This is a genomic window from Rhizobium sp. LEGMi-198b (assembly GCF_054114205.1).
In genome coordinates this window covers 426,615-438,247 of the sequence record NZ_JBSYVH010000004.1, presented here as the reverse complement: position 1 = coordinate 438,247, position 11,633 = coordinate 426,615, and the positions used below count along the sequence as shown (strand labels likewise).

13 protein-coding genes are annotated in these 11,633 nt (G+C 60.8%); 5 read left to right on the top strand and 8 right to left on the bottom strand.

The features are described 5' to 3' along the window. Window positions 1-19 precede the first annotated feature (19 nt). The 4 genes from rlmN to ACXHXG_RS18555 form a co-directional block, all read right to left on the bottom strand. Window positions 20-1,255 carry a dual-specificity RNA methyltransferase RlmN gene (gene rlmN / locus ACXHXG_RS18570; protein WP_457900220.1) on the bottom strand — a complete coding sequence of 412 codons (1,236 nt, stop codon included), beginning with the start codon at window positions 1,253-1,255 and terminating at the stop codon, window positions 20-22. 263 nt (window positions 1,256-1,518) lie between these two features. Then, on the bottom strand, window positions 1,519-2,082 hold the full coding sequence (locus ACXHXG_RS18565; protein ID WP_104824640.1) for an invasion associated locus B family protein: 564 nt from the start codon (window positions 2,080-2,082) through the stop codon (window positions 1,519-1,521). Between the two features lie 332 nt (window positions 2,083-2,414). Next, complete coding sequence (locus ACXHXG_RS18560) at window positions 2,415-2,804, bottom strand: YkvA family protein (RefSeq protein WP_104824641.1); 390 nt, start codon at window positions 2,802-2,804, stop codon at window positions 2,415-2,417. Window positions 2,805-2,870: 66 nt separating this feature from the next. Then, on the bottom strand, window positions 2,871-3,176 hold the full coding sequence (locus tag ACXHXG_RS18555; protein WP_457900219.1) for a 4a-hydroxytetrahydrobiopterin dehydratase: 306 nt from the start codon (window positions 3,174-3,176) through the stop codon (window positions 2,871-2,873). A 36-nt stretch (window positions 3,177-3,212) separates the two neighbouring features. Here ACXHXG_RS18555 and ACXHXG_RS18550 point away from each other — a divergent pair, with 36 nt between their 5' ends. Further along, window positions 3,213-3,695, top strand: coding sequence for a low molecular weight protein-tyrosine-phosphatase (locus tag ACXHXG_RS18550; RefSeq protein WP_457900218.1), 483 nt, complete (start codon window positions 3,213-3,215; stop codon window positions 3,693-3,695). Here ACXHXG_RS18550 and thpR read toward each other — a convergent pair. Together thpR and ACXHXG_RS18540 are read right to left on the bottom strand one after the other, a co-directional pair. Further along, window positions 3,626-4,222 (bottom strand): RNA 2',3'-cyclic phosphodiesterase, encoded by a 597-nt coding sequence (gene thpR / locus ACXHXG_RS18545; RefSeq protein ID WP_104824644.1) that lies wholly within the window; start codon window positions 4,220-4,222, stop codon window positions 3,626-3,628. The genes ACXHXG_RS18550 and thpR overlap by 70 nt on opposite strands. Window positions 4,223-4,290: 68 nt before the next feature. Further along, entirely contained in the window at window positions 4,291-4,941 is a 651-nt protein-coding gene (locus tag ACXHXG_RS18540) for an arylesterase (RefSeq protein WP_457900217.1), read from the bottom strand. A gap of 74 nt (window positions 4,942-5,015) precedes the next feature. Between ACXHXG_RS18540 and ACXHXG_RS18535 the strand changes: the two genes are divergently transcribed. From ACXHXG_RS18535 to ACXHXG_RS18520, 4 genes are all read left to right on the top strand, one after another. After that, window positions 5,016-5,726 (top strand): ABC transporter ATP-binding protein, encoded by a 711-nt coding sequence (locus tag ACXHXG_RS18535; protein ID WP_283047837.1) that lies wholly within the window; start codon window positions 5,016-5,018, stop codon window positions 5,724-5,726. Then, window positions 5,726-8,269, top strand: coding sequence for an ABC transporter permease (locus ACXHXG_RS18530; protein WP_457900216.1), 2,544 nt, complete (start codon window positions 5,726-5,728; stop codon window positions 8,267-8,269). The genes ACXHXG_RS18535 and ACXHXG_RS18530 overlap by 1 nt, the downstream gene beginning before the upstream one ends. Window positions 8,270-8,494: 225 nt before the next feature. Beyond that, the gene (locus tag ACXHXG_RS18525) at window positions 8,495-9,235 is read left to right on the top strand and encodes a Bax inhibitor-1/YccA family protein (protein WP_104824648.1); all 741 of its coding nucleotides are present in this window, start codon (window positions 8,495-8,497) and stop codon (window positions 9,233-9,235) included. Between the two features lie 122 nt (window positions 9,236-9,357). Then, window positions 9,358-9,915 (top strand): GNAT family N-acetyltransferase, encoded by a 558-nt coding sequence (locus tag ACXHXG_RS18520; RefSeq protein WP_457900215.1) that lies wholly within the window; start codon window positions 9,358-9,360, stop codon window positions 9,913-9,915. A gap of 15 nt (window positions 9,916-9,930) precedes the next feature. Here ACXHXG_RS18520 and ACXHXG_RS18515 read toward each other — a convergent pair whose 3' ends face one another. Both ACXHXG_RS18515 and ACXHXG_RS18510 read right to left on the bottom strand, forming a co-directional pair. Beyond that, complete coding sequence (locus ACXHXG_RS18515) at window positions 9,931-10,332, bottom strand: DUF2794 domain-containing protein (protein WP_457900214.1); 402 nt, start codon at window positions 10,330-10,332, stop codon at window positions 9,931-9,933. Between the two features lie 305 nt (window positions 10,333-10,637). Continuing rightward, on the bottom strand, window positions 10,638-11,381 hold the full coding sequence (locus ACXHXG_RS18510) for a DUF1223 domain-containing protein (RefSeq protein ID WP_104824651.1): 744 nt from the start codon (window positions 11,379-11,381) through the stop codon (window positions 10,638-10,640). Between the last annotated feature and the right edge of the window lie 252 nt (window positions 11,382-11,633).

Here is an 11,633-nt window from a genome sequence, read left to right as displayed (position 1 = left end):
AATCCGAGAAGCATCGACCTCAATACTCGCCATGGTTGGCGATCATCATGGCCTCGAAGGCCAGCCGTTCGGTCTTGCGCATACGCTCCGATTCCGACTTCAACTGGCCGCAGGCGGCGAGAATGTCGCGGCCGCGCGGCGTACGGATCGGCGAGGCGTAGCCGGCCGAATTGATGAAATCGGCAAACTTCTCGATCTGCTCCCAGTCCGAACACTGATAGTTCGTGCCCGGCCAAGGATTGAAGGGGATGAGATTGATCTTGGCCGGAATGCCTTTCAGGAGCTGGATCAGCCCCTTGGCATCCTCGAGGCTGTCGTTGACGCCCTTCAGCATCACATATTCGAAGGTGATGCGCCGGGCGTTCGAAAGGCCGGGATAGGCGCGGCAGGCGTCCATCAATTCCTTCAGCGGATATTTCTTGTTGATCGGCACAAGCATGTCGCGCAGATCGTCGCGCACCGCATGCAGCGAGATCGCCAGCATAACGCCGATCTCCTCGCCGGTGCGGTAGATTTCCGGCACGACGCCGGAGGTGGAGAGCGTGATGCGGCGCTTGGAGAGCGACAGGCCATCACCATCGGAGGCAATCAGCAGCGCCGTCTTGACGCTGTCGAAATTGTAGAGCGGCTCGCCCATGCCCATCATCACGATATTGCTGACCTTGCGGCCTTCGGCGGGCATGATCGTCCCTTGCGGCGCTTCGCGATCCGGGAAATCGCCGAGCCGGTCGCGCGCCAGGAGTAGCTGCGACAGGATCTCCTCCGCCGTCAGGTTGCGGACGAGGCGCTGCGTGCCGGTGTGACAGAACGAACAGGTGAGCGAGCAGCCGACCTGGCTGGAAATGCAGAGCGTGCCGCGGCCCTCTTCCGGAATATAGACGGTCTCCACCTCGACCGGCCGTCCGGCGCCCCGCGGCGGGAAGCGCAACAGCCATTTGCGGGTGCCATCATTGGAAACCTGCTCCTCGACGATTTCCGGCCGGGCGATGGTGAAATGCGTCTTCAGCATTTCGCGCATGTCCTTGGAGACATTCGCCATGGCATCGAAATCGGAGACGCCGCGCACATAGATCCAGTTCCAGAGTTGGCTGACGCGCATCTTGATCTGCTTGTCGGCGACGCCCTTTTCCTTGAGCGCCGCACCCATTTCCTCGCGGGTCAGGCCAATCAGCGACGGCTTCGGCGAAAGCTCGACCGGCTGCGACACGGGCATCGCCTTCAGCTTGGATGGGGTCATGACATCGATCGCGGACATAGGATCATTCCAATGGTTCATATCGGCGATGCCCCAAAGCCGGAAAGCTGCGGGCGCGGGCAAGGCACTGAGATCAGAAGGTTCATCTGGTAGCGGGGCAAGAAATTGCGAATACACCGCTCGTTGGGGCGGCCTTTAGCATTAATTTCAGCCCGCGTCATCCCTCTTGAAGAAAAGCAAAAGGCCAGCCATCAGGCCGGCCTCATCGCTTCGGTTTCGACGGAACCTGCGATCACTTTGACGTGATCGCGGCATCATCGATCTTATTTGCAGCTTTCGATCTGCTTCAGTGCGGCACTGACGCCCTTCAGCGAGTAGGTGTAGGAGGTGCCGGTGCCCTTCTTCGAGGTCGCGGTGACCTTCAGCGAATGGCCGGACTTGAGCGCTGCGACCAGCGCCGGCTCCTGCGCGGCATTCTCGACCCAGGCCGCCTTGTCCTTGGTGAACATCACGAAGGTCTTGTTGTCGATGACGACGTCGACCTTGGAATTTTCCTTGAGCGGATAGCCCATCATCGCCTGCGGTTCATAGGAGATGTTCTGACCCGGACGCTGGGAAACGATGAAGAAGTTGTCGCCATGATCGATACCGGAAGCCGGCAACTTGGCTGTCGGCACGGAGAGAACGTAGCAGACCTTGCCAGCCCCGGACTGGTAGGAATAGGCGCCCCAGGCGTCGAACTGCTGGATGCGCGTCGGAGCCACCGGTGCCGCCGCCTGCGCCTGTGCGGGCGCTGCTGCCTGCTTCTTGGTCTTGGTCTGCGCGGATGCGATGCCGGTGCCGGCCAGAACGAGAGAGAGGGCGATTGCGAAGCTTTTTACAAACATGGTTTCCTGCCGATTTCTTGCGGTCCAGAGCTCAAGGCGATTTCAAGTAACGCACGCCTATGCTCGTGAGCTGCCCTATTTTGACTTTATTTAGGTTACCAAACCGTCAACGGAGCGGTAATTGCCCCTGATCTGTGCCGTTTCAGCCCATGTGGAGCCGGGCCTGAAATGCATCAGGAGGAATTGGAAAACCCGGATGGCGGAACACCATCCTATGGGATCGATTTAAGACAGAAAGATTCGGGCAAGAGTTTGACCTCTCTAAAATCAGGAAGACCTCATAAAGGTCTGGAAACCCGGCAGGAATCCCGTCGCCATCGATCGGACGCGGATCAAGCCGCTTTTGCGGCCTCGGGCTCGTCGGCCAAGGCCCGGTCGGCGGCGTCATAGTGCTCCTGGCGGATGTGGCCTTTGATCATGCCGAAGGCGAGCGTCAGCACCGCGACATCATCCGAAAAGCCGATGACGGCGAAGAAATCCGGGATGATGTCGACCGGCATGACGAAATAGCCGAGGGCAGCCAGCAAAATACCACGGACGCGCGTCGGCGTTTGCGGGTCGAGCGCGCAATAGAAAGCCGCGACGACATCGCGGGAAAACGGGATATACCGTGCTGCCTTGCGCAAGGTCGGCCAGAACTTGCTGCGCACCGTCTTCTCCTGCCGATCTTGGGTCTCCTCGTCACCAGGCATCAAGATTTCCCCATACTTGATGTCATCCATTCCATTCATCCCTATAGGAAGCCCTTCCCGGGCCGCATCAGACATATGGTGATCGGCCCCTGCGATTCAATCGGCGCGCCGGGCCGCGGCCTTTTCCATCGCCTTGGCGAGTTTAATGTCATGCTCCGTCAAGCCACCGGCGTCATGCGTCGTCAGTTTCACGTCGACGCGGGAATAGACGTTGAACCATTCGGGATGATGATTGAATTTTTCCGCTGCCAAGGCCGCCTCTGTCATGAAGCCGAAAGCTTCGACGAAATTGCGGAATTTGAAGTTCTTCGACATCGAGAGGCGATCGGCCGCCAGGGTCCAACCGCTAAGGCCAGCCAGATTTTCATCGATTGCCGCCGGTTCCAGCTTTTCGTATTTCATGGCAATATCACTCCTCTTTATCGGTTGAACGATACTATGGACCGTCACAGAATTCTGTTTGTTTGCGCCGGCAATATCTGCCGTTCACCGCTTGCCGAAGGCATCTTCCGGCATCTTGCGATCAAAGCCGGCCGAGGCTCCGAGTTCGAGATCGAATCGGCCGGCACTGGCGGCTGGCATCAGGGCGAGAGGCCGGACCGCCGCTCCATGGAAGTCGCGTCGGACCACGGCGTCGATATTTCCGCTCAACGCGCACGCCGCATCGAAGCAGCCGATTTTCATCGGTTCGACCTGATCCTGGCAATGGATCAAGACAATTTGAAGAATTTGCGCAAGATCGCGCCTGCCGATACGCTCGGCAAGCTGCACCTCTTCAACGCCTTCACGCTCGGCAGCGGCAAAGACATCCCGGACCCCTACTACGGAGGTCACGAGGACTTCGAAGCGACCTACACCATGCTCTTGGCTGGCTGCAACGCGCTGTTGCCCTTGGCGGGAAAAGCGCTGCGAGCCTCGTGAAGCGGGAAGACCTCTTCGGTGAGATAGGGGCCGCCGCCAACCGATTCGCGCGATGACAGCAGCACGAAGCGTCCTACCGTGAACGGCGCGGTGTAGAAGTTACCGCGACCGGAGAGATAGTGCACGACATCATCGACCCGCGACGACTTCAGCCGCGCGAGCGTGACATGCGGTGTGAACTTGCGCGGGTCCGGCGGCAGGCCGATGCGCTGGCAAATGCGTTCGATTTCGCCCTGCAGTGCGTACATATCGGGCGTCTGGGTGACGCCGGCCCAGACCGAATGCGGCTTCTTCGAGCCGAAGGAACCGATGCCTTCCAACCGGAGCTGGAATTCCGGCCGGTCGATGCGGTCCAGTCGCTCGACGATTTCATCGGCGGTACGACCGTCGACATCGCCGATGAAACGCAAAGTGATGTGATAATTTTCAACGTCGATCCACCGGGCTCCGGGAAGACCGCCGCGCAACAACGAAAGGCTCATCGCCGCGTTGCGCGGAATTTCGAGGGCGGTAAAAAGTCTCGGCATAACGAGCACTCCCCGAATCTCTTGCAGATAACAACAGGGAATCATGCAATTGCAGCCGGTGCAAGCACCTATTTCGCATGTGCGACAATCGTCCCAATGAAACTCGTCACCGCAGGCTGGAAACGTTGCACCATCACATCGACGCCCTGCGGGTTCGGATGCATGCCATCGCTCAATTGTAAGTCGGCATGCGTCGCGACGCCATCGAGAAAAAATGGATAGAGCGGCAGTTGATACTTGTTGGCAAGCCGCTTGTAGATCGGGTTGAACTTGGCCGCATAGTCCGGACCCATGTTCGGTGGCGCCAGCATGCCGGCGAGCAGGACGGGAATATTGCGCTCCTTCAGCCGGCTGATGATGGTGTCGAGGTTCTTTTCCGTCTGTTCGGGCGGGATGCCGCGCAAGGCGTCGTTGGCGCCGAGTTCGAGGATCACGCCGTCGGTTCCGTCCGGCACCGACCAGTCGATGCGCGACAGGCCGCCGGAGCTGGTATCTCCGGACACGCCGGCATCGGCAATCGCCACATCCAGCCCCTTGGCCTTCAGCGCCGCCTCCAGCTTGGCGGGAAATCCATCGCCCGGCGGCAGTTGATAGCCGGCCATGAGGCTGTCACCGAGACCAACCAGTTGGATCGTTCGTGCATCGGCTGCACCGGCAGCGCCAAAGAAAAGACCGAAAACAATGACAGCGAAGTGAAACGCGGCAACTTTAAAACTCATGATCCATTCCCTAAATTCGCCGTGAGGGCCAAATCGCGCCCGCCGTGGTCTCTGACGTATATAGGGCGTTCGCATTGGCAAAAACCATCATCGAGCTGAAGAAGGCGGATTTGACGCTCGGCAATGCCGCCGCCTCCGTCCATGTACTGAAAGGCATCGACCTCACCGTTGCCGAAGGCGAATCTGTCGGCATTGTCGGCCCTTCCGGATCTGGCAAGTCCACGCTGCTGATGGTACTCGCCGGCCTCGAAAAACTCGATAGCGGCGAACTCCTGATCCGCGACACGCCCCTGCATAGCCTAAGCGAAGACCGCGTCGCCGATTTCCGCGGCCGCAATATCGGCATCGTGTTCCAGTCCTTCCATCTCATCGCCAATATGACGGCGCTGGAAAATGTCGCCGTGCCGCTGGAGCTGGCCAATGTGCGTGATGCCTTCGACATCGCTAAGCGCGAATTGCAGGCCGTCGGCCTCGGCGAGCGGCTGAGCCATTATCCCGGCCAGCTTTCAGGCGGCGAACAGCAACGCGTGGCGATCGCCCGCGCGCTCGCCCCGTCGCCCGCCCTTTTGATCGCCGACGAGCCGACCGGCAATCTCGATACCGATACCGGCCGGCAGATCGCCGACCTGCTTTTCGCCCAGCAGGCCGAGCGCGGCACGACGCTGCTGCTCGTCACCCATGATCCGGCGCTTGCCGCCCGCTGCTCCCGCCAGATCCACGTTCGCTCCGGCGAAATCGAGGGCGACAGCGCCCGCGCGCGGACCAATCAGGCGGCGATAGCGTGATGGCGGCGGGAGCGCGCCTGACGCTTGCCTTTCGCCTGGCGCTGCGCGAATTGCGCGGCGGTCTCGGCGGTTTCTATATTTTCCTCGCCTGCATCGCCCTCGGCACCGGCGCAATCGCCGCCGTCAACTCCGTCTCGCGCTCGATCACCGACGCGATCTCGACGCAGGGCCAGTCGCTGCTTGCCGGCGACGTCCGTTTCGAGCTCAACAATCGCGCGGCGACGCCGGACGAACTCGCCTATCTCAACAGCCTCGGCCAGCTCTCCCAATCCACCGGCCTGCGCTCCATGGCCCGACTGCCCGACGGTTCCGATCAGGCCCTGGTCGAGGTCAAGGCGGTTGACGGCGCCTACCCGCTCTACGGCACCTTCGTGGCCGATCCGGATCAGCCGCTATCAACGCTGCTCACTGCCAAGGACGGGGCCTATGGCGCCGTCGTCGCTCCCCTGCTGCTGGAACGGCTGAACCTCAAAATCGGCAGCGAACTGCTGCTCGGCAACGCCAGGCTCCGGATCACAGGCACGGTGAAGACCGAGCCGGATTCGGTATCCGAAGGTTTCGGCTTTGCGCCGCGATTGCTCACCAGCCGTGACGCTTTGGTCGCCTCGGGCCTGATCACGACCGGGAGCCTTGTCGAACAGGTCTACAAGATCCGCATGGACGATCCCGCCAATGGCCTGAACAACATCGCCGCCCGAGCCAATACCGCTTTTCCGCAGGCCGGCTGGTCGATCCGAACCAGCAGCCGGGCAGCACCCGCGCTCGCCGACAACATCACCCGCTTCTCGCAATTCCTGACCCTGGTCGGCCTGACCGCGCTCATCGTCGGCGGCGTCGGTGTCGCCAACGCCGTGCGCGCTTTCCTCGATTCCAAGCGCACCACCATCGCCACCTTCAAATGCCTTGGCGCACCGGCATTGGTAGTCGTGATGATCTACCTGATCCAGATCGCCCTGCTTGCACTGGCCGGCATCGCCGTGGGTCTCGTGCTCGGTGCCATCGCGCCGTTGTTCGCCTCGCAGTTCATGGCCGAATTCCTGCCGATTTCGACCGTGCCGCGGCTTTACCCCGGCCCACTGACGCTGGCAGCGCTTTTCGGCCTACTGACGACGCTTGCTTTCGCCATCCTGCCGCTCGGCCATGCCCGCGAAGTGCCGGCGACGGCGCTCTTCCGCGAACAGGGCTTCGAGGCTCGCCGCCTGCCAAGCTGGCCTTACCTGCTCGCCGCCGGCCTGCTGATGGCAGCACTGTCGGCACTTGCGATATACACCGCCTATGACCGCTTCATCGCCGTCGTCTTCGTCGTTTCCATCGCCGTCGCCTTCGTCGTGCTACGCGCCGTCGCGGCCCTGCTGTCGTGGCTCGCCCGCCGCAGCCCGCGCGTCCACTCGCCGGCACTCCGCCTGGCGATCGGCAATATCCATCGGCCGGGTGCGCTCACCGCCTCCGTGGTCCTCTCGCTCGGCCTCGGACTGGCGCTCCTGGTGACCTTGACGCTGATCGACGGCAATATGCGCCAGGAGCTGACCGGACGCATGAGCGAGCAGGCGCCGAACTTCTTCTTCGTCGATATCCAGGGTTCGGAGCTCGACGGCTTCCGCAAGGTCGTGCAGGCGCAGGCGCCCGAGGGCAAGCTCGTCGAGGTGCCGATGCTGCGCGGCCGCATCGTCGCCTTCAATGGTGAGGACGTGACCAAGAGGAAGGTTCCCCCTGCCGGCCAATGGGTACTCCGCGGGGACCGTGGCATTACCTATGCCGAGACTCTCCCGGAGAACGCCGCCCTTACCGAAGGGCAATGGTGGGGTAAGGATTATGGCGGCGAACCGCTGGTCTCTTTCTCCGATGAGGAAGGCAAGGCGCTCGGCCTGAAGCTCGGCGATACCGTGACCGTGAACGTGCTCGGCCGCAACGTGACGGCCAAGATCGCCAGTTTCCGCAAGGTCCAGTGGCAGTCGCTTTCCATCAATTTCGTGATGATCTTCTCGCCGAACACCTTCAAGGGCGCGCCGCATGCCTGGCTCGCTACCCTCACCGATCCCACTGCTACGTCGGCGCAGGAAGCGGCGATCCTGAAGAACGTCACCAACACTTATCCGACGATCACTAGCGTCCGCGTCAAGGATGCGCTCGATATCGTCAACACGCTGGTCGGCCAGCTTGCCGCCGCGATCCGTGCCGCGGCGTCGGTGGCGCTGATCGCATCCGTGCTGGTGCTTGCGGGCGCGCTTGCTGCGGGAAACCGCGCACGCACGCATGACGCGGTCGTGCTGAAGACGCTCGGCGCGACGCGAGCCATGCTGATCCGCGCCTTCAGCTATGAATATCTGATGCTGGGTGCGGCGACCGCCGTCTTCGCGCTGCTCGCCGGTTCTGTCGCGGCCTGGTACATTGTCAGTCACATCATGCACCTGCCATCGACCTTCCTCCCGGATGTCGCCTTCTCGACCCTCATCATCGCTCTGCTGTTGACGGTCGGGATCGGGCTGGTGGGCACTTGGCGCATTCTTGGCCAGAAAGCAGCGCCGGTCCTGCGTGAACTCTGAGCGTATGAACCCGAAAAAGTCTGCGCCGCCAAGGCGCCTGGAGCATTAACCGAGCGTCGGGAAATAGCCCGATATTACGCCGATTTAACCCTGCCGCCGCCGCTTAGCCCTTGTGCATGGGGCGTGAAAGCCTCATATTCTCTGCAGGCATGCTGGAGCTCCGCAGCGGCGCCTGGGACCAAGTGCCCGACACGCTACTCACATCGGAGCTTGAAAGAGGAAAACATGGCTGACTTTCGCAATTACCAAAACCGGGCGCCTAGCGGCGCGCAAACCGGTGCGATGATAGATGAGGGCCTTCGAGCTTACATGCTCAAGGTCTATAACCTGATGGCGCTGGGTCTGGCGATCACGGGTTTGGCCGCCTATTTCGCATTTTCGCTCGCCTTCGCTGACGGGCAGATCACAGCTTTCGGCCAGGCGATCTACCTGAGCCCGCTGCGTTGGGTCGTCATCCTCGCTCCCTTGGCGATGGTGTTCTTCCTGAGCTTCAGGATCAATAGCATGAGCGTGGCCGCCGCGACGACGACCTTCTGGGTCTATGCCGCTTTGGTGGGCCTGTCGCTGTCGTCGATCTTCATCATCTACACCGGCCAGAGCGTCGTGCAGACCTTCTTCGTGACCGCCGCCTCCTTCGGCGCGCTGTCGCTGTTCGGCTACACGACGAAGCGTAACCTTTCGGCGATGGGCTCGTTCCTGATGATGGGTCTCTTCGGCCTGATCATCGCGATGCTCGTCAACATCTTCCTGCATTCGTCCGCTCTGCAGTTCGCCATCTCGGTGATCGGCGTGCTGATCTTCGCAGGCCTGACCGCCTGGGATACGCAGCGGATCAAGGAAATGTACTATGAAGCCGACGACGTTGCCGTTGCTGGCCGCAAGGCGATCATGGGCGCGCTGACGCTCTACCTCGACTTCATCAACCTGTTCATGTTCCTGCTGCAGTTCATGGGCAACCGCAAATAACTGCTGCGACGTGAATGATCTTTCGAAAAGGCGGCTCCGGCCGCCTTTTCTATTTGCCTTGCTGCTTCGGACACGGCTTTATTATCCGCCATTGAAATCGCAGATCAGGCAATAAAACCCAGATGTCCTTCCGCCTTCGCAACGCCACATCAGCCGACCTTCCCTTTATAACCGCCATCTATCGCGACTCCGTTTTGAACGGCACCGCAAGCTATGAGATCGTTCCGCCGGGCAAAGAGGAGATGGCAGGCCGCTTCCAGGCGATTCGTGACAAGGGCTACCCGTATATCGCCGCCGAAGGCGAAGGCGGAGCCTTCCTCGGCTATGCCTACGCCTCCGCGTTCCGCACGCGGCCGGCCTATCGATGGATGGTGGAAGATTCAATCTATCTCGCGCCCGAAGCCCGTGGCCGCGGCGTCGGCAAGGCGCTGCTGGCAAATCTGGTGGAAACCTGCCAGAGCCTCGGCTTCCGCCAGATGATCGCCGTCATCGGCGGCGCCCACCCGGCCTCCGTCGCCCTTCACCGCGCCGCAGGTTTTATGGAGGCGGGCCTGTTGAAGGGTACCGGCTACAAGCACGGCCGCTGGCTGGACACGATGCTGATGCAGAAGCCGCTGGGCGAAGGTATGGAAACTGACCCCGATCCATCAGTCTATCCGGGAACGCTATTCAGCGAATAGCGCAGCAGGCGAAGATCACTTCTCCACCAGCTTGAGCTGCTTATCAAAAACCTTCAGCACCTGCGTCAGGTCGTGGCCGCGCTTCAGGATCATGCCATTGGTACTGATTACGGAAAACGCGCCCTGTTTGGCGGCGAGCTTCGGGTTTTTCTCGATGCGGAAGAGCGGCAGCTCGCCGGAGCGCTTGAAGACCGAGAAAACCGCCTTTTCCCTGAGATGGTCGAGGGCGTAGTCACGCCATTCGCCCTCGCCGACCATGCGGCCGTAGATCCACAGAATTGCGTCCAGCTCCCTGCGGTGAAAGGTCACCGGCAGCGAGTCCTTGCTTTGTTTATATTCTCTGAGATCAACGACGACGGAAGAAGTGGTGTCGACGGAACGGCTTTCGCCGTGTCGCAATTCCGGCTGATCAGTCATCAATCCCCCAGGGGTTGTGTCATGACAAGAAGATGACAGTTTGCCTCAGCCACGGCAAATTGCAAGACCAAGAGGCACTCACAATTTCTTGCGCTTCGAGCAAAGCATCTTGGCTGCGCCGCATTTCAGTCAAAACGAAGCCCCATTTACCGGAACTATAGGGATCGGTTTGGCGCCGCCGCGCCAAACGGCCCGGCCGGGGCGTATCGACCGAACCCCAGCCCCGAATGCGCCCTCGCCGGGCACTCCCCTCTTTTTGGCGAAGCCGAAATGGAGCCTTCCGACTGACGTCGGAAAAATGCAGATCAGCCATCGGTCCCGGCCGTCAGGACGGTCGCGCCGATGATCGCTGCCGGGTCGCCCGATGGCGTCGACGACTGCAACAGAACCGCCAGGCCGCGCCGACCGGCCTTATCCAACACATTGGCGGGCAACACGACATTCAAGGCCTTGCCGTCCCACATGCCGACTGTTTCAATGTCCGAAACCGCGTGCAGATAAGTGATCTGCTGGCCGTTGTTCTCGCCGGCCTTCGGCGAAACCTGCTGTTCCCTATCGAAATAGGCGACGACCACATTTGCCCGGCCCTGGCCTGCGCCGATCTTGATCTCCAGTTCGTCACCCTTCATGGCGGCACTGACGGGAACCGTCAGACCCTTGCCCTGGCGCTGGAAATCGTCGAGCTTGAAGTTGATGGCGTTTAGATCCGCACCGTTTAGGTGATCACGGCCATTGATGATCGCCTGCGGCGTATAAACCCCACTGCGGCCGAGCGTACGGGCATAGGCATATTGCCGGGCCGTATTGTCCTTGGAGGCCATCGTGTCGTTCCAGCCGAGATAATTCCAGTAGTCGACGTGATAGGCGAGCGCGACGACGTCGCCCTGGCGGATCAGCTTCTCAAATGCAGCATCGGCCGGCGGACAGGAGGCGCAGCCCTGAGACGTGAAGAGTTCGACGACGCCTTTGATTTTGGCAAGCTCCTGCGCATGCAGCGAACTTGCGAGCGCGATGCCTGCTAGAAGTGGAACCAAAAACCGTAAGCGCATGCCGTTGTACCTCTTTCTCAGACCTTGAAAGCCATGTGCTGGCGCAGACCCCGAAAACGCTTCGCGCAATTTCAAGGTATCCGTAAGGCCTCATCAAGCCTGATAAATCTGAAACAAGAGATAATAGCTAACCACGATGACGCAAAGTCACGAAGGGGTGAGACGAAGGCCCGGAGCCATTAGCGTCGTACACATCAGCGTGAAAAACAAGACGCCGCCGGAGAGATGCTCCGGCGGCGTGTATAGGTGGTC